This window comes from Mesorhizobium sp. WSM3873, assembly GCF_001672445.1.
Taxonomy (GTDB): domain Bacteria; phylum Pseudomonadota; class Alphaproteobacteria; order Rhizobiales; family Rhizobiaceae; genus Mesorhizobium.
This window is the reverse complement of record NZ_LYTM01000005.1, coordinates 67675-85738: the sequence shown is the minus strand read 5'-3', so window position 1 is coordinate 85738 and position 18064 is coordinate 67675. Positions and strand designations below refer to the sequence as shown.

General features: G+C 59.0%; 13 protein-coding genes and 4 pseudogenes. 8 read left to right on the top strand and 9 right to left on the bottom strand.

What is annotated here, in order from left to right; all coding sequences use genetic code 11:
* Positions 1 to 2: 2 nt before the first annotated feature.
* From A9K71_RS04915 to A9K71_RS04895, 5 genes and pseudogenes are all read left to right on the top strand, one after another.
* Positions 3 to 998: an ABC transporter permease gene (locus A9K71_RS04915; protein WP_066991417.1), complete on the top strand. Its 996-nt coding sequence runs from the start codon at positions 3 to 5 to the stop codon at positions 996 to 998.
* Positions 995 to 1927 (top strand): ABC transporter permease, encoded by a 933-nt coding sequence (locus tag A9K71_RS04910; protein ID WP_066991166.1) that lies wholly within the window; start codon positions 995 to 997, stop codon positions 1925 to 1927. Before A9K71_RS04915 ends, A9K71_RS04910 begins: the two co-directional genes overlap by 4 nt.
* Positions 1924 to 2931, top strand: a complete 1008-nt coding sequence (locus A9K71_RS04905) for an ABC transporter ATP-binding protein (RefSeq protein WP_066991163.1) — start codon at positions 1924 to 1926, stop codon at positions 2929 to 2931. The genes A9K71_RS04910 and A9K71_RS04905 overlap by 4 nt, the downstream gene beginning before the upstream one ends.
* Positions 2924 to 3925: an ABC transporter ATP-binding protein gene (locus A9K71_RS04900; RefSeq protein WP_066991160.1), complete on the top strand. Its 1002-nt coding sequence runs from the start codon at positions 2924 to 2926 to the stop codon at positions 3923 to 3925. The genes A9K71_RS04905 and A9K71_RS04900 overlap by 8 nt, the downstream gene beginning before the upstream one ends.
* Before the next feature lie 269 nt (positions 3926 to 4194).
* A pseudogene (locus tag A9K71_RS04895) lies at positions 4195 to 4745 on the top strand (transposase).
* An 80-nt stretch (positions 4746 to 4825) separates the two neighbouring features.
* Here the strand turns inward: A9K71_RS04895 and A9K71_RS04890 are convergent.
* Together A9K71_RS04890 and A9K71_RS29840 are read right to left on the bottom strand one after the other, a co-directional pair.
* Positions 4826 to 5947 carry a P1 family peptidase gene (locus A9K71_RS04890; protein WP_066991157.1) on the bottom strand — a complete coding sequence of 374 codons (1122 nt, stop codon included), beginning with the start codon at positions 5945 to 5947 and terminating at the stop codon, positions 4826 to 4828.
* Positions 5948 to 6376: 429 nt separating this feature from the next.
* Positions 6377 to 6679, bottom strand: a complete 303-nt coding sequence (locus A9K71_RS29840) for a hypothetical protein (RefSeq protein WP_156752587.1) — start codon at positions 6677 to 6679, stop codon at positions 6377 to 6379.
* A 34-nt stretch (positions 6680 to 6713) separates the two neighbouring features.
* Between A9K71_RS29840 and A9K71_RS29835 the strand changes: the two are divergent.
* Positions 6714 to 7290: pseudogene (locus tag A9K71_RS29835) on the top strand (DDE-type integrase/transposase/recombinase); the annotation flags it as partial.
* On the opposite strand, the gene A9K71_RS32385 reads toward A9K71_RS29835, so the two are convergent.
* Positions 7229 to 8155, bottom strand: a complete 927-nt coding sequence (locus A9K71_RS32385) for a hypothetical protein (RefSeq protein ID WP_066991151.1) — start codon at positions 8153 to 8155, stop codon at positions 7229 to 7231. The pseudogene A9K71_RS29835 and the gene A9K71_RS32385 overlap by 62 nt on opposite strands.
* Positions 8156 to 8467: 312 nt before the next feature.
* The gene (locus A9K71_RS32380) at positions 8468 to 8665 is read right to left on the bottom strand and encodes a recombinase family protein (RefSeq protein WP_245299525.1); all 198 of its coding nucleotides are present in this window, start codon (positions 8663 to 8665) and stop codon (positions 8468 to 8470) included.
* Between the two features lie 327 nt (positions 8666 to 8992).
* Here A9K71_RS32380 and A9K71_RS31920 point away from each other — a divergent pair, with 327 nt between their 5' ends.
* Both A9K71_RS31920 and A9K71_RS04855 read left to right on the top strand, forming a co-directional pair.
* Positions 8993 to 9292 carry a hypothetical protein gene (locus tag A9K71_RS31920; RefSeq protein ID WP_245299524.1) on the top strand — a complete coding sequence of 100 codons (300 nt, stop codon included), beginning with the start codon at positions 8993 to 8995 and terminating at the stop codon, positions 9290 to 9292.
* A gap of 1080 nt (positions 9293 to 10372) precedes the next feature.
* Positions 10373 to 11464: pseudogene (locus tag A9K71_RS04855) on the top strand (transposase).
* 256 nt (positions 11465 to 11720) lie between these two features.
* On the opposite strand, the gene A9K71_RS04850 reads toward A9K71_RS04855, so the two are convergent.
* From A9K71_RS04850 to A9K71_RS04820, 5 genes and pseudogenes are all read right to left on the bottom strand, one after another.
* Positions 11721 to 12821 (bottom strand): D-alanine--D-alanine ligase, encoded by a 1101-nt coding sequence (locus tag A9K71_RS04850; protein WP_066991142.1) that lies wholly within the window; start codon positions 12819 to 12821, stop codon positions 11721 to 11723.
* A 157-nt stretch (positions 12822 to 12978) separates the two neighbouring features.
* Positions 12979 to 13407 (bottom strand): aspartate 1-decarboxylase, encoded by a 429-nt coding sequence (gene panD, locus A9K71_RS04845; RefSeq protein ID WP_066991139.1) that lies wholly within the window; start codon positions 13405 to 13407, stop codon positions 12979 to 12981.
* Between the two features lie 686 nt (positions 13408 to 14093).
* Positions 14094 to 14784 (bottom strand): annotated as a pseudogene (locus tag A9K71_RS29820) (transposase); the annotation flags it as partial.
* Between the two features lie 429 nt (positions 14785 to 15213).
* Positions 15214 to 16839: a pyridoxal-phosphate dependent enzyme gene (locus A9K71_RS04825; protein ID WP_197504186.1), complete on the bottom strand. Its 1626-nt coding sequence runs from the start codon at positions 16837 to 16839 to the stop codon at positions 15214 to 15216.
* 39 nt (positions 16840 to 16878) lie between these two features.
* Complete coding sequence (locus tag A9K71_RS04820) at positions 16879 to 17760, bottom strand: GHMP kinase (protein ID WP_066991130.1); 882 nt, start codon at positions 17758 to 17760, stop codon at positions 16879 to 16881.
* Positions 17761 to 18064 lie beyond the last annotated feature (304 nt).

The window sequence follows — 18064 nt, the reverse complement described above, 5'->3', positions numbered from 1 at the left end:
CAATGCATGGAGGAGAGGGCCGGGCGGGCCGGCACGTCGGGCGCATCGTCATTAGGGCGGCCATGACGCTTCTGATCGTGGCGACGCTAAACTTCATCCTGTTCAGGGTCATTCCAGGCGACCCTGCATCGCTTCTGCTTGGCGGGGCGCGCATCAGCGTGACCGCTGAGCAGATGGAGACGCAGCGCCAGAACTGGGGCCTCGATCGGCCTCTGTTCCCGGACCAGGTACTCGATTACTTGTCGGCAACTCTCCATGGCGATTTCGGCTACAGCTTCAAGTTCAGGGGCAGGCATGTCGCTGACCTGATCTTGGAGCGCTTGCCGGCCACCATTGCTCTTGTCGGTCTAGCCCAGGTCATCGCCATCCTATGCGGGGTTATGCTTGGCGTATATGCGGGTTGGCGCAGAGGAGGAGCCGTCGACCAAATCGCCACGGGAACCTCGCTGGCGCTTTATTCTACGCCCTCATTTTGGCTCGGCATGCTCCTGGTGGTGGTTTTCAGCACGGCGTTGGGTTGGTTTCCGGGCTATGGTGCATATTCACCTGGCGCAATTACGGGTTCGCTGAACTGGGCGCTTGATTATCTGCGGCATCTCGCGCTCCCGGTCACGGCCGTGGCCCTCGGACTTATCGGCCAATATGTCGTGGTCGCTCGTGCCGCAATGAGTGACGTAGTCACCGAGGACTACATGGTAACCGCACGGGCCAAAGGACTGACCAATGGTCAGATGCTAATGCGTCATGCATTTCGCAATGCAATGCTGCCGGTCGTTACCTTGATTACCCTCAATCTTGGCTACGTGGTGGCAGGTGCGATCACCGTCGAAGCCGTGTTCGCCTGGCCGGGTATCGGCGGCCTGACGGTAGAGGCTCTCAACGCCCGGGACTACCCTGTCCTTCAAGGCATATTCCTGTTGCTTGGTGCTTCGATTGTCGTCGCCAACCTCGTAGCTGATCTTGCCTACAGCCTTCTTGATCCCAGGGTCCGACAATGAGTGAAAGTATAGTTCGGGATTATGGGCGCAGCCGGGCGCGTGCTATCAAAACCTTTCTAGGCCAGTTTCTTGGTTATGGCGGAGCTCAGGTGGGGCTCGTATGCTTGGTATTGTTTGTTGTGGTGGCAGCGATGCCCAATAGCCTCGTAGGGCCTCTTCAGACTGCGATCAATGCAACCGGCGACTTCCTAGCGCCACCATCAGGCCAGCATCTGCTGGGGACCGATGAGGTGGGGCGGGACGTGCTCAATTTGGTCGTCCACGGCGCCCGGATCTCGCTCACGATCGCGCTGCTGGCTACTGTGATCAGCCTCGTCGTCGGCACCACGGTTGGCATGACCGCGGGTTATTTTGGTGGCTGGGTCGATACTTGGCTGATGCGCATCACAGATTTCTTTTTTGTCATGCCCTCATTCGTGCTGGCGCTGGTCATCACGCCCGTGGTCCTCGAGGTGATGGGGCGCGGCGGTGAAATCCTCGGCTTCCGTCCCTCCCTTTTCGTGATCATTGTCGTTATCGGCATGACCAGCTGGGCCTTCGTTGCACGCATCGTTCGGAGCCAGACGCTGTCGCTTAAGGAGCGAACATTCATTGATCGTGCGCGCGTTGTGGGCAGCGGCGATCTAAGCATCATGGTTAGGCACATCCTGCCCAATCTCGTGCCGCAAATCGCAGCGAATGGTGCGCTGGTCGTCGCCGGCTCAATCTATGTCGAGACGTCGCTCTCATTCCTCGGGCTTGGCGATCCGTTGCAGCCTTCATGGGGCACTTTGCTTTCGCTGGCGCAGCGCGCCGGTGCGGCGAGTGCTGGAGCCTGGTGGTATCTCGGCGCCCCCGGCGTGTGTGTGCTTTCGGTTTCGCTTAGCTTCGTCCTGATTGGAAATGCCCTCGACGACACGTTCAATCCACGGCGGAGGGTTATTCCATGACAAACTCCTCCTGGGAGAAGGCACCGCTTCTGGAGGTCGATGGGCTCTCTGTCGACTACGGGCTCAAGGGCGTTTCATCACGTGCGATCGACGGCGTAAGTTTCTCGCTCCGGGCCGGAGAGGCTGTTGGCCTCGTCGGAGAATCGGGCAGCGGCAAGACCACGACTGCAATGGCGATCGCGGGTCTGCTATCACCTAACGCGCGGGTCAGCGAGGGCGAGGTACGCTATCGCGGAGAGCGGCTGCCGATCGACGATGATGCGGCGATGCGGCCACATCGCTGGAGCGAAACGTCCGTTGTCTTCCAGGGCGCAATGAATGCGCTCAACCCGGTTCACCGCATCATTAAGCAGATCGCCGAGCCCTGCAGGATGAAGCTCGCCATGTCGCGTGGCGAGGCGACAGCGCGGGCAAGGGAGCTGCTCGAGCTCGTCGGCATTCCGGCGGATCGCGGCGCTGCCTATCCGCACGAGTTGTCGGGCGGAATGCGCCAAAGGGTGATGATTGCCATGGCGCTCGCGTGTCGCCCCTCGATCATCATTGGCGACGAGCCGACCACGGCGCTCGACGTCATTACACAGGCTCAGATCCTGAAGCTGCTGGGGGAGTTGCGATCGCAGCTTAACCTTGCTCTCATTTTGATCACCCACGATCTTTCTGTGGTGGCTGAGGCTTGTGATCGGGTGATGATCATGTATTCCGGCCGCATCGTCGAGGACGGAATTGTTGCTGAGATCTTCGCCCAGCCCAAGCACCCATACACCAGACTGCTGATCGACTCGATCCCCAACCCGGCGAACGGCAAAAAGATGATTCGGCCCATCCCCGGTGATCCCCCCAACTTGATCAATCGACCTCCTGGCTGCGCCTTCCATCCGCGTTGCCCGTCGGCCATGGGGATTTGCGCGACCGGAATCCCCAGCCTTGATAAGTTTGAGCGGGGACGCGTCGCCTGTCACCTTCATCGGTCCTCGCAAGAAGACAAGGTTGCAGTCCATGCGTGATACCGCCGATACCCTCCGTCTGGAGAACCTGCAGGTGCATTTTCCTGTCCAGGGCGGGTTGTTCGACCGTGTCCTGGGCCGACCTGCTGGCGCTGTGCGCGCGGTGGACGGGATCGACCTCAACATCGGACGGGGGGAGATTGTCGCCCTCGTCGGGGAATCGGGAAGCGGCAAGACGACGGTGGGCCGCGTCATTACGAAGCTTGCACAGCCAACAGGCGGCAGGTTGCTGTTCGAGGGCGAGGATATGACCTCAGTACGTGGCTCTTCGGCCCTCCGTCCTTACCGGCATCGCGTGCAGATGATCTTCCAAGATGCTTATCAAGCGCTCAACCCGCGGCACACCGTGTTCGATATCGTGGCGGAACCGCTGCGGTCGCTGCGACTCGTTGAAACCAACATCCAGCTCACCGACCGGGTGAGTGAGGCGCTTGCGTCCGCCGGACTCAATCCTCCCGGTGATTTCTTCGCCCGCTTCCCCCACGAATTATCCGGCGGGCAGCGCCAGCGCGTCGTGATCGCAGGAGCACTTGCCGTCAGGCCGGAGCTCATTGTTGCTGACGAACCTGTGTCGATGCTCGATGTTTCAATACGCGCACAGATTCTTCAGGTCCTGGTTGACCTGCGCGACAAGCACAATATGGCAGTGTTGTTCATCACGCACGACCTGCCGCTTGCCTGGTTGATCGCTGACAGGATTGCGGTCTTGTATCTTGGAAAATTGGTCGAAATCGGTAGCGCCGATGAGATCACATTCAACCCCCGCCATCCGTACACCGTCGCCTTGCGCAACGCCACCCCGCAGATTGGCGGCAATGCAAGTCGCGCTGAGGTGCCGGCCCTGCAGGGCGAGGTTCCAAGCGCCGCGCGCGTGCCGAAGGGCTGTCGGTTCCATCCGCGTTGCCCGCTCGCCTTCGACCGCTGTAAAGCGGAGGAGCCGCCACCCATCCAAGTGGGGCCACAGCACCTGTCAGCGTGCTGGCTGGCGAAGTGACGGCCGACGGGTTTGGTTGAAACCGCGCCGGCGTCGAGCCGAGGTGCTCGTTTGCAATCCGCCGCTTGGGAGGGGCGATTTCTCGGCGCTGCGCAGCCCGAAGATTTGGCGGGGCCAACCGACTGGCTGCGTCTATATTAGGTCTCACCGAGTTGGCCCTACCGGTGGACACGCGCCGCCGAAATCGGTCGGCTTTGTTGCAACCTCTTGGTTACCCGCTGTCTGTCAAAGCCCTTCAGTAATTTTAATTTCGGAGTTTTCAGCTTCAGATGTTCAAGGGGCGACACTTCGATGGATCCGTCATCCTGCTTTTGCGTTCGCCTATGGGCTGAGCCTGCGCGATCTGAAGGAGATGATGGTCGAGCGTGGCATCGGCGTCGATCCTTCGACAATCCACCGTTGGGTCGTCCGTTTCTCGCCCGTGCTCTGGAGCGCTTCAACCGGCGCAAGCGCGCGGTCACCGGCAAGGAGCATGTCGACGAGACCTACATCAAAGGTGCGTGGAGAATGAATGTGCCATCGACAGCATGGGCGACATATTTCAGCGAACAATCGGGATTTGCCTGCGGCCAAGCGCTTCTTCAGGAAAGCGCTGGAGCATCATGGCCGGCCCGATCGTGTCGTCATCGACGGCAGCCGGACCAACCAGGAGGCGATCGTTTCTTGCGACACGACAAATCAACTGCAGGATCGCTGCCGGCGCCGGCTGAAGCCGATCCGAATCCGCCAAAGTCACATGATGCGCAAGCGACAGGCGAGGTTTGCCTTCAATCCTAATCCGTCAGTGGCCGAGCAGTTCGACATCTTTGCCGCCGCATAGCACGGCCCGCCATCTCATCCTGCTTCGGCTCAACGAAAATTTGCAACAGAACCGATTCCATCCACTCACTGCCGTTGGACTTATGCGCTCAATCGTCCATAATTGCGCATGACCTCTCTTAGGGCGCCGTGGTCGATCGCTGTGACAAGCTTGTCCTCACGTCCCACCATTCGCTCGGCTGCCACCATGGCATTGATGATTGCCTCCTCCACGGACTGAGCGGTCGCCTCGAATAGTGTATCGAGCCTGTTGTTTGGCAAGAAGGCGAGGTCACCTACTGCTGGAGCCGCAGCCGACTCACTCTTGGTCAGATTTGCCGTTGAAAAGGCAAGACACAAGTCGCCCGATCCATCCCCAGACGGGGTTCCGGTGCGCCCAATTCCGAGCCCGGCACGTCGAGCAAGTCGTTCCAACTGGGTTGGCATTAGAGGCGCATCGGTCGCCACTACGGCAATTATCGAGCCTTGTTCGCCGACCCAGAGCCGGTTCGAAGTAAGGTGTTCGCCAACAGGTACGCCAAGCACTTTCAGGAGGGGACGGATCCCAAAATTCGCTTGTACGAGGCACCCTACAGTATAGCTCGCGCCCAATAGTTCTACGACCCGGGACGAGGTCCCTGTGCCTCCCTTAAACTCGAAGCAGATCATTCCGGTTCCGCCGCCGACGTTGCCCTCAGCCAATGGCCCGCTGGAAGCACTATTGAGAGCCTCGGTTACATGTGCCGGGGCAACATGGAAGGCATCCATGTCGTTGAGATAGGCATCACATGTTTCGCCAACAACAGGCAGAATAAATTTGTAGGCTCCGACACCGGCCTCTGGCCTCTCGATCATCCATTGCAGGATCGACTGATGAACGATGCCAATGCTGTGGGTGTTTGTGATGCCTATAGGTCCCGTGAAATAACCAGCCTCCTTAATCCAGTGCGTTCCCGTCATTTCGCCATTTCCATTGAGCGAATGGAATCCGGCCCAGACGGGCGCTCTCAGAGGCCCAGTGCGGCCTCTTGGGAGAACAGTGGTAACTCCAGTACGCGCCGATCCTCTACCCGAATCCGGCGAGTCACTGATTACGGTCGAGTAGCCCACCGCTACGCCGGCAACGTCTGTAATGGCGTTGAAAGGGCCAGCTTCTCCGGGGAACGGCAGGCCTAGGTCTCGTGCCCGCGGTTTCGGCGAAGCTCCAGACGCTAAGCGGCGCATGACTTCCATACGGGTATCCTCTACTTTGGGGTTCCTTATCTGAGTCACTTAGCGAGTAAAGGCGACTCACGGTACATGACCTTTCCGAATTGGGTACCGCGTCAGGCTCGGATGCGCTGGGAACTTGCGCTCGAAGCGGCTCGTATGCTGATCGCTGCAAGACATCGCTATGTACGGGCGATGTTGACGTGGAAGACTCGACGTTGGGTACCAAATTCAGACCATCGGCGACCCGCCACGGTCACTTGTCGGGAGCCAATGAAATGGTTCGATCATGGGTCTGGCTAAACCATTTGGCTCCCGTCTGCCGAGCTAACGCATAGGGGGCGCCGCTCTCGCAGCTACTTCGTTGTAGTGAACAGCGCGGGACTGAACGCTTGCACTTTATCGCTGGCCATTAGCCAACCAAACCGACAAGCCGTTTAGGGGTTACCCATAAGCAATGTTAAAGTCCCACTCGAGCGCCGAGAAGTGCGAAATCGAATATATGAGGCTTGGGAGATGCCCCTTCGGGGCAGCGGTCTCCCCACCGAGGCCGCTGCGCAACCACGCCTTCCGTGCGCCAGATCCGGACGAAGACCAATCGGCTCCGTCGTTGATAGCCGGCCCGGACGTGCCGCGTGCGCTCAGCGCATCGCGCAACCAGTCAGCATCATAGCCTTTGTCTCCGAGCATCGCCTTGGCCTGTGGGACGGCATCCAGCATGAGCTCCGCGCCCTTGTAGTCGCCCATCTGCCGTTCGCTGAGTAGCATGACAAGTGGTCGGCCTTTTCCGTCGCAGACGGTCTACCGGATTATGAAGTTGCACGGCCTGCTTCTCAATCGGCATGCCGGAGGTTTGAAGAACGCCGCCATGACGGAGCCATGTAGGCGGGTCGCTGTCGACCGATCAAACCTGCGCTGGTGTTCCGACGGCTTTGAGATCGGCTGCGACAACGGCGAGAAGGTTAGCGTCGCCTTCGCGCTCAACTGCTGCGACCGCGAGGCCATCGCCCATGTCGCCACCACCGAGGGCATCGAGGGCGAAGACGTGCGCGATCTCATCATCACCGCCGTCGAAAGCCACTTCGGCCAGGTCAACCGGCTGCCCGAAACGATCGAGTGGCTGAGCGACAACGGCTCCGGCTACATCGCCCACGAGACCAGGGCGATGGCACGTGACATCGGCCGGCCTGGAGCCCAGAACGACGCCGGTCCGGAGCCCTCAATCGAACGGAATGGCGGAAGCCTTCGTGAAGACGATCAAGCGCGACTACATCCGCCTATCACCGCTGCCCGATGTCAGAACCGTAATGGAGCGCCTGCCTTTGTGGATCGAACACTACTACAATCCTGTTTCATAACACCCATCTGTCTATATCGTTGAAGCGAATAGGTTTTTCTGATAGGGATGCGGTCCTGTCGGGTATTTGGGTTCTGTCGCGCGCGATGAACAATCCGCTGAGCTTCCGGCTTTCCAAGTTCTGATCGCTTGAAGATCCATGGGCCGTCCGGTAGGGGATGGATACCCTTGATCTCGCCGGATTCGGCGACGAGCCTGAGGATCTTCGGTGGGACGCCGAGGAGGCGCTTGTTCAGATTGAGGTATGGCTCAATGCCCTCCAGCGCCGGGCGGAAGACCGGGATCTTGTGATGCCACCTGTGCGCAGTGACCTGCTCCCGTGTCCAGCGATTGCCATGCCCAGTCACCAGGACGTTCCGGTTGAGAATGCCGGCGATCAGGTCATCGCTCGCGATCAGCACCAGTTGCCGGATGGCTGCGATGATCTCGGCGGAGGTCGCGTTGCGCTGGCCACGTCGCCGTTTCGGCAGACGCAGTTCTGTATGGACCCCGCCGATCCAATGGATCAGCAAGGCGATCTCGGAGGCTTCATCATCGATATCGGCGACGACTTCTTGGATGACGGTGCGCACGATGCGCTTCTTGAGCCGGGCATCAGTCGTCGGCGCCGACCAGACGGTGCGAAGATCTCCGGCAAGCGCGGCGATGTCCTTTCCCACCACAGGTGACAGTTTCGGAGTCGCTGCATCATGGGCAGCGATCCTGCTTTCGATGTCGGTTCCATCGCACCAGCCGGTTTTCGGGATCGGCGGCGTGATATTGCCGGAAAGCCCGGTCGGCGGCGTAGCGGGCAGCTTCCAGATCGCGGCTGCCTGCGCCTCGGCCTCGGCGGCGGCAGCCATCGCGCCGGGCTCGACGACACGCAAGAGTGCTCCCTCAATCGCATCGTCGACGCGGAATGTTGTGCTTGGCGCCCGTGTATCGCACCGTGAGCTTGCGGCCGCAGCGCCGGCAGCGGACAAGCCCGGCCAGCAGCGCGCCGCCATGCTTGGGCGCTCCGTGATTCCGGCCCGTGGTCACATTGTCGCTCACCCTCTTGCGGATCGCCTCTGCCCGCTCCCAACTGACATAGCCTTCATGGTTGCCCGGGGATTAGAGCCAGCCATTCCTCGCGCGCCCTGTGTCGGATACCTGTTCGAACGGCGGATGGGCCAAAGCCGGGCGCACCACGCGTCTTACTATAGGTAGGCGCCGCGGTAGATCGGGTTCTCGATCATCAAGTGGCTGGTGGCATAGTTCGGCCGACGCCAGACAATATCGCCATTGTTGCGCTTGGCGGGCAAATCCAGCCCATGCTCGAGGAACCACATCAAGGCCTGCCGAGCACTGCCGAGTTCGGCGACCTTGTCGAACACCAGTGTGATGGCCTTCTGCACGCGGCGATCCGGATCCTTCTCCAGGCGATCACGGACCTTCACGAAGCTGACAGGGGCTGCAACGACAAGTTCGCCGCGGCGGGCCTTTTCGTAGCGGGCCGAGAGCGAACGCCCTTCAATTCCGGCAGCAGCCGATCCTGGTCGATCAGCACAGTGTCGACGAGGCGCACATCTCGATGAGCTGCTGCTAGTCGCGGCTATTGCGGGCAAACCGCGATACCTCCCGTGCCGCAACCGCCCCGACCTTGCCGAGACGGACCTCTGCGACCATCCGGTCGAAACCGGCGCGGGCGACGCCGCCCATCTGGAGCGCAAGGCGACCCGTATGTGCAGTCGTCAGCCCATCAGGTCCTGCACAATCGCGAGGGCAGCGCCCTGCAATATGCGATGCGCGATCGCCTGACGTCGCTCGGTTGGTCTCGCATCGACACGATCGACGACGATCTCGGCCGTTGGCCGCTGGTGTTCTCGAAGCTGAACGACGCCGAGACGGTGCAGACGCCGCAATGGCAGGCGCTGCCCGCCAAGACCCGCCGATCAGTGACGAAGCTGATTGTCAGCCTGATTCTCGATCACGTCGACGGCGACCGCTCCCCCGGACGGGAGGAGGTGCGTCATGATGCATGAGAAGATCAGACCGCACCAACTGGTATGTCGTGGGCTGGCGCGGCATGGACATCTCCCCGATTCGCGTCGGGAGAGCCCAATGCTGCGCCCATCTCCTGCGATTGCGGCACCGGTGCCGGGAGCAGTGTCGCCAGGGCGCCGAGCGCGGCAAGGTCGACGTGCGGAGCAGCAGTGATACGCCAGCTCGCGCTGCGACCCCGATCGAACATCCACGCCGGAACCTCCAACCACCGATCCGATGCCTGGCCGGAAATGCTGCAGCGGAAGACCGCTGCGTCACGCTTATCGATCACTTCATGAATGTGTACCTGGCAACCCGCCCAGGGATGCCATGGATAAAGAAGCTCGCCTTGGCCGGTCCCGTGGGCATTCCGTCGCTGAGTTGTACGACAGCCTTCATCCGCACAAGGCCCTCGGCTATCGTTCACCCCGCGAGTTCATCGCGGATCAAACCCAACCTACGAACCGACTGTTGTTGCCCCCGAATGATCGGACACGATCAGGGGACAGGTTTGTGGCCCCTCCCATGTTTCAGATCAACGGTCTCTACACGTGACGCCTTCCCTTCGCTCCGTCGGGTCCCGGTGAGCTCCCCGTCTTCACCGCTACTATGAAGGCGCTGCGACTTCCCGCTCGCGCATTTCTGCTCCCCTGTGGTTTCGGTTGCAGGCGCGCTCCTCCGTCCTTCGATAGCCGAAGCGCTCCTGGCGGCGGCAGCCGGCGTCCCTTTATCTGGCGCACTGCGTCCGTGGACGCGAGCGGGATCTCACAGTTCCCTGGCGATCCATCCCATGCCTTTGCCCTGCTCCAAGACCCCGGCCGAGCCGCCAGAACCTCTCCTTGGTGTCCGACGATGCTGCCCCCGGGCCATCCACGCCGAAGGCCTCCGCATGCACATAATCTTGAGGCTGACACATGGCTTCAGCATCCGCTGTCTACGCTTCTCGGGTGACGTTGCCGTCGCCCATGAAAAACTCGCTTCCGGCTAGTCTGAATATCTCAAAGTAAGGCTGCATCGGCTCTGCGAATCTGTAAAACTGCTTTTCAACAAAGGCTTAACGGATTCACGGAAGAGAGCCGATGCAAACAGACTGCATCTCCGAGCAGCTCGAATTTGAAGGCTTTGACGGCCACAAAGTTGTCGCCGGTTTCGATGGCGGTGCCATCACCTCGGACGCCGGCATGCTTCTGTTGCGCCATACCGACGAGGCCATTGGCCTGTTCGATCGTGTGGCCTCGTGCTTTGTCGACCGACGCGATCCGGACCTCACGGTTCACAGCGTACGCACCCTGGTCGGGCAACGCATTGCGGCGATCGCACTCGGTTACGAGGACGTCGACGACCACGACACGCTGCGCCACGACCCGGTGCTCGCACTTCTGTCGGAGAGCCTGACGCCGAAGCGGGAAGACTGTGCGGTGCTTGCCGGCAAGTCGACGTTGAACCGGCTGGAGCACGGCCGCGCCGGGGAGCCGACGCGCTATCACAAGATCAGCTACGACAAGCAGACGCTGGAAGCCCTGTTCGTGGAGCTGTTCCTGGAAGCCTACGACAAGTCGCCTGGCCTGGTGCGAGCAAAAGCGCGTCGACTATGTCTTCGGCCTCGCCCGCAACGAGCGGCTGGAAACGAAGATTGCCCCGGGAAGCAAGCCAGGCATCCAGGAAAAGCGGCCGGGCGGCCCGGTCTTTCGCGACTTCATGTGGTCGACCAAAGACAGCTGGTCTCGCCGCAGGCGGGTCATCGCCAAGGCCGAGTGGACGACATTGGGCGCCATCCGCGCTTCATCGTCACCTCGCTCAAGCCGGGGCGCTGGGCGGCACGGGCACCTTACGAGGACCTCTACTGCGCACGCGGCGACATGGAGAACCGGATCAAGGAATGTCAGCTCGACCTCTACGCCGACCGCACCAGTGCCCACACCATGCGCCAATCAGTTGCGGCTTTGGCTTGCCTCGTTTACCTATGTCTTGATCTGCGCCTTCCGCCGCCTCGGCCTCGCCCACACCCCGCTCGCCGAGGCCACCTGCGGCACGATCAGGCTGAAGCTCTTGAAAATCGGCGCACAGGTCCGCGTCTCGGTGCGCCGCTCAAGGTGGCATTGGCTTCGGCCTGTCCCCATACGGAGGAATTTCCCTTGGCACACGCCCGAATACGCGCCGCGGCCCGATGAGCCGCAGGACCTGGAACCCTTCCCGCCAACAACACAGGATACATTGGCAGAACCCAGGGCCGCCGCACACCGCGGCGCCGGCTGCGCTCGTCTTCGACGCGGGACCTCGAAGCCGGCGTCCGGACCGGCCAAAACGCGGCTCAATGGCGGGTGCGGTGAGAGAAACGGGCTAGCGGGCTGCGCCTTGGAGGAGGTCGAACCCTCTGGACCGCTTCAAAAAGTTTCAGGATCTACATTCCATTCTCCTTTCCAGGGTTTAGGATGCCACTGTTGATGGCAGTCCGTAGCGGATGCGGCTCGTCTCGATCTTACGAGTCTCTTCTCGGCGCCGTTGATACATCTCATTGGAGGCAGCTAGCCGGATGATGTGGTAGAGGTCGAAGCCGGCTTTTGCGAGCATTTTGGGAAAGATACTTCCTGCCGTCAGCCCGGGGACCACGTTGACTTCGAAGAAGTAAACACGTTGCTGCTCGTCAACGATGAAATCGAGGCGTCCGAATGTGTGGAGCTTGAACTCCCGAGCAATCTGCGTGGAAATCGAGGCAATACGAGTTTGAAGGGTGTTCTCTCCTTCGTGGAATTCAACAGAGTAGCTTCCCTTCTGTGTCTTCTCATCATACCCGAGGAAGCCCGAGGGATTGTTGATCCGCGCGACCGGAAGCGCCGTAATCTCATAGCGGTCGATTAAGACGCCGCAGGTGTACTCTGTTCCAACAATTCGCCGCTGGACCAAGAACGAGGAGTCATACGGAGCGATCCGTTCGGAATAGGAATGGAGGCCGTCCTCCGAGAGCTCGTCTGTGCACTCGGTTAGGAAGGACCCTCCGAGCGTGTTGGGTTTGAGGACACACGGGCCAGCAAGATGCCGTAAGGCCGCTGAGATGCCGGCTTCGAGATTGCCTTGGGAGACGTGGACCATCGGAATGGGAGTCAACTCAGGGCAAAGTCGGTTGGCAACTACGCCTTGCAGATATTTATCTGCTGAGAGCATGGCAGCAGTCTTGTCGCCAAAGCTACCTGGAATGTCGTGGAATTGGGCAAGGGCCTGCATTTGGCCATCCTCTCCATCCTGGCCTTGAAGAAGTGAAAAGACGAAAAGGCCATCGCTCTTGAGTAAGTGAGCGAGAGAAGCAAGCGGATGCGTCTCAGCGCGAGCTGCGAACTCGTCGTGCTTTGGAAGACGATCCCCTTCCAGCATGAGCCTGAGTACGTCCCCAAATCTGGAGATGTAGTAGATGGATACTGGTGAAATATCCGCGTCGGGAGCATTGTTTAGGATGTCGACGACTTGATTATACATCGCAATCGACCAGTCGTGCTCCACCGACCGGCCGCCGTACATGAGCGCCAATTGCATACGGGATTACCTTTCGGAGTGAGTTGCAGGGTTAGCTTTATGGTTGGGCTCGGAACACGAGGAGCGTCTGGATTAAACAGGACGGATCTCTGCTTGGTATCCCTCAGTGCCTAGTCCGACCTCTGGAGCTATCAGCGATTGGCTCGACTCGGGACCTTTAGGCGTTGCCGCCAGGAGAGCCGTCGCGAACCGCGAACGTCATAGTTCCATCATTCCTGACTCCAGCATCGTAGAACATGCGGTCGCGGACGGAATTGTCTCGGTTGAACGTCAGCACTCGCGGTTTCATGTCTGCGATCTGATGCTTTTTAATATATGCCGAGGAGCAAATGATTATCTCATCTCCAACTTGGCAGGTGCGAGCAGCGGCTCCATTCAGCACACAGCAACGAGAACCCCTCTCACCGTAAATGACGTACGTGCTGATTCGCGCGCCTGAAGCCCTGTTCCAGATTTCAACGAATTCGAGCGGAAAAATACCCGCCTCATCGCAGTGATCTGGATCAAGAGTTATTGAACCGTGGTAGTTCAGATCCGAGTCTGTCACGGTGATGCCATGAAGCTTAGCGGCAACGATTTTTCTCATCTACAGGTTTCCTCTTTCCGTTATGGATCGCCACGCCGACGAGTGACGGCAGCAGTCCTAGTCGCAAGGACCGCGATCCATCGATGCGCTGCGACAAGGTCGAAGGGAGCGGTCATCGCGACGGAGATCTCGGCCATCGTACGCCTGCAGGAGAAGATGGTCAGGTGTAGGTTGGCCCGCTACGAGGCGGAAGGCATTGCCGGGCTGCCCGGCGCCCCCCTCGCCGTATAATGCGATCTGAGGCAGACCCGACATGTTGCTTTCCTTCTTCCATGGATCGCGTTCCCACGACATAAATGCCGGTCGGCAGCTCCCGCCGCTTTGTAACGAACGCCGCAAACCTCGTGCCAAAATTGGCTGATCGAGCCGAAGAAAAAATTATTTGCCGCCTTTCAGCTATTTAGCCTGAGGCCAAACAAGAGATTGGTTTAACAAGTCTGTGTCGCGGACCCGACAAACCGACACGAGGTATCGGATGGGTTGTCCGGACCGATAGAAGGGCGACGGTTTTTTGCAGCCGGGAAGACTGGCGATGGTTTGGCGAGAGACTGTGGCACGGTGAAGCGATCAGACCCAGATCAAAAACTCTCGCAATAGACCCGCCACCTAACGATAAAAAGAACTCGCTCCCGAGTTTGAGACCCGGAGGTACCGAAGCTCAGGTCTCGTGCGATACGGAGACATCCACGGGCGAACGTGTCGACGACCGTCAGCACACGGATCTTCTTGCCCGTCGCGAGCTGATCGTGGACGAAGTCCATCGCCCAGACGTCGTTCGCGCCGACGGCTTCCTCCCGGCCTTCCCGCAGCTTCGCCTTCACACGCCGCTTCGGCGTCTTGTTCCTGAGCTGCAGGCCCAAAGTCCTTGTAAATTCGACAGGTTCGCTTCATGTTGATGTCCCAGCCCTCACGCGTGAGCATTACGTGCACGCGCGGTATCCGTAGCGGACCCGTGAGGCGCAGATGATCCTTGATCCGAGCTTCGATGCCGGCCTGATCGCGGCGGCGGGACTTGTAGTGATAGGTCGACGTGTCGAACTCCAGAACCCGGCATGCCCGCCGGATCGACACCTTGCACTCATCACACGTCTCCGCCTCCAGCTCGCGTTTGCGACCAGGCCTCACAGTTTTCGGCGAATGACGTCCATCTCCTTGTCCAGGGAGAGGAATTCGGCCAACAGCTTCCTGAGCTTGCCGTTCTCGTCCTCAAGCTGCTTCAGCCGCTTCATCTCGGTCGGCAGCAGCCCGTCGTATTTCTTCTTTCAGTTGAACCTGGCTAATCCCCGCCCGACGACAGATCTGCGCGACGGGGATTCCGTCCGCTCCCTGCTTCAGAATGAACGCCTCCTGCGTGTCCGAGAACTTCGATGCCTTCATCGTCTTCCGCTCCTCCCAGCCAAGGGATGTTACCGCGGAAAACCACACTTTCGAACGATCCAGTTTTCAGGGGCAGAGCAACGGAGGCGGAACCGGCCTAGCAAGGCAGTTGCTTCGAAACATACAGCGCGTGCCGCAGAGCGATTAAAAGAAGAGCTCAGAAGGGATACAGGGTTGTGGCGTGAACCAGCAGGGGCGGCACCAATGCCGGATGGGAGACTTTGCGGCCTCGCATTCTCGGCAGTTATGCCCCAATTAGCGATGCAAAGTGTATCCAGGATGGCGTTCTCTGCCGTCTCGACGGCGGAAGCATGCTCAAATCGCTTCTCTCCGACGAACTCTGCGAGCTTACGAGCTTAACAGTCAAAGCTATCGAGACCCCCAGTTTACGTGGTCTCCGGAAAGTCAAAAGTTCAAGGTTTCCGCTCATTATTCCGAACCGAATATATATTTAAGGATGTTTTGAGTGCCGACCGGGCCGCAGTAAGTAGCCCCCGTATCGCAAAAACCCGACCTTAGGTAAACGTTTCTAGCTGTCATATTGCGGACGTTTACTGCAAGCATGAGGCAGGCGACGGCTGGTCGGTTGATTAAGATCCATTGGGCGGCAAGTCTCATTGCTGCCTTACCATATCCACTGCATTGATACGCAGAGCCCACGCGAAGGCTGTGCAATGTGATCACGTCTGGTGGTGCCCATTCCGGCACCGCCATTTTTTCACGCAGGACAAAAAAGCCAACAGCTTCGTCGCGGAACAAGATAGAGAAGGGGTGCTCAAATTCGGGACAAGAGCTATTTCGAAGCTCCGAGAACACCACGTCCAACGGGTCCACAAACTGTTCCTGCTCGGGATTTAGCTTCAGATGGATGACCGCGGCGTCATCAAAGCGAGACAAAGCTCTCAGGGTCGCACCGCACGCTTCGGAAGTAGGCGTGATCGCCCTGCGGTGCCCCCCCCCAGTGGGTTCCTTTTGCTTTATCGACTGCGGAGGCAAGTGGGTTCCGGAAGATGACCGGAGGAACGAACGTCCGGGCGCGCGGTCCATCGGGCTGGAAAGCACTTCGTCGAGTGTTCGCCTGCCCCAGGCGAAATAGGACCAGCCCGTCAGTTCTTCCGTGGGCGCTGCGACAGCCACTGGCTCTTCGCGCATCGACTGAAGCCATCCCGAAACGGACGCGAGCCAGTCCTCGTTATAGACAGTCTCGACATAACGATGTCCCTCATCAGGAAAGATGGCGACGACCTTCTTACCAGGGTTCCTCTGTGACCACCAGTTCGCAACTCTGTATGCAGCACCACCGGTAGGTCCCATAAATAGCCCATGGTCCCGGTGTAACCGATGGGTCGCATCAAATGCTTCTGCTGGCGTCAGCCAATGCACCTCGTCGAAGTGTCTGTGATCGACATTGGAGGGAATGATGCTGGCTTCCAGCCCGCTAAGGTGTCGCTTGCTACTGGGTTGCCCAAACAGACCTGACTGTGGCGAATCAACGCCAATGGTATGCAATTCGGGGAATGGCACTCGTAGGTACTTGGACGTGCCACACATGGACCCCCCCGACCCGACGGGACCAACCAGGCAGTCGATCTTTCCCACTCTGTCGATTAACAACTCAGCTAATTTCGCGTAGGCGAGCGGATTGTCCGGATTTGAGTGATGCGAGGGCCAATAGCTGCCGGGTATCCCTGTAAGATACTCGGTCAGCCTGTCCAAGCGCGCCTGCTGAAATCCACCACCGCGCGCTGGCTTGTCGACAACGTCCACGTGCACATTAAGCTGGACGAGACGTGTATGAAGGTGCCGATCAAGCGACGAGTCGCTCACCAGTGTAAGTTTGTAGCCATACTGTACACCAAGCATGGCCAAAGCGAGCCCAAAGTTCCCCGAAGACGCCTCGCAAATGCTGGCACCTGTTTTCAGTAATCCTTGCTCCACGGCCCGTTCCAGGATGAACCGGGCTGGAAGAAGCTTCATGAGAAAAAAGCTGGCGCCACACAGGCCATCTCTCAACTCGACGACTCTGGGATACTCGAAATCCTCAAGGTTGCGCATTAGAGCCCGGCTAACCACTTATTGCTCCCAGGCCCCTATTCAGTGCCGAAATATCGAAGGGTCTAAACCTGACTTTCTAAGGTCACACATCGCTAGATCCATGTTTTCGGTGCTCCCTTCGTTCGCCGGGTCGAACATTAAGCCGACGACTGTCCCGCTGTGGGCAACTTGTACGCCGAGAGCGCCATAGCGGGCGCCTATCGCTTCGATATCGTGCAGGCGGGGTTTTGGGAGGAATCTCTCGTTTATTAGAGCGCTTGCGGTAGCAACCCGCCCAAGCAGACCAACGTCGGAGTCGTTGATCGCTCTACGCATAACACTCCGGAGTGGCCGAAAGACTCCGATCTCAAACGGATTATACTGAGCCGGCTTGAATAAAAGAGTGTCAACAGTTTGGCTGGGAGTTGTGTCTATGCTGATGAAGTCGATCGCCGGAAGCGGCTTTCTGAACGACTCTATCACGAATCCTTCGCGATGTGCGAAGAGCACCGCTTGCTGCGAAAACAGCGTCGAATCGCATGCTGTCTCTGCGCTTACCGCGATTTCCATTACGCGATGAGGTGTTGATTGGAGGTCCAGGTAATTGAGAACGGCCAAGATGCTGGCCAGCACATCAGCAGTAGATGAGCCCATGCCGCGCCCAATAGGGATGTTGCTTTCTATTGTCAGATGTCCGCCGATCGTGATCCGGGCGAATGTCTTGAGCGCGAGCTCCACGGCGCGTTTTGCCTTTTCGCAATGCTGCGGGGTGACGGACAACCACTCTTCGCCGTTTGTCTTGAACTTCGCCTTCGACTTGAGGTGGCGGCAAGGCAGCGATATCAGGCCACGGTGCGGATGAGCATATTGGTCCTCAAAAATGCCTTGAATGAGCTCGCCATGATGACCGATAGCTTCGCCGCATCCTTCTGTTGCTCGCATGGAAAACCTCGCAATATACCTGAATACCTGAGTTAGACCTACACTTGCTGCCGGCGATCAAGTCCCGGCGCTTGAGGGCGATAAGTGCTATGGGCTTGCTCTTGGGACGCGCAAATTGCGGTGCAATCCGACGCGAACCTTACATTTTACTTTCCTTGTGCGTCCCATCGACATCAATGCTGCCCGCGACATCAAATCGGTGGAATTTCTACCGCCGCACGACGAACAGTTTCAAAGATCGTGCCAGCTGCACAGAACGACCCTGAGAAGCTATCTTTCTGTTGCTAATCAATCGTTTAATGAG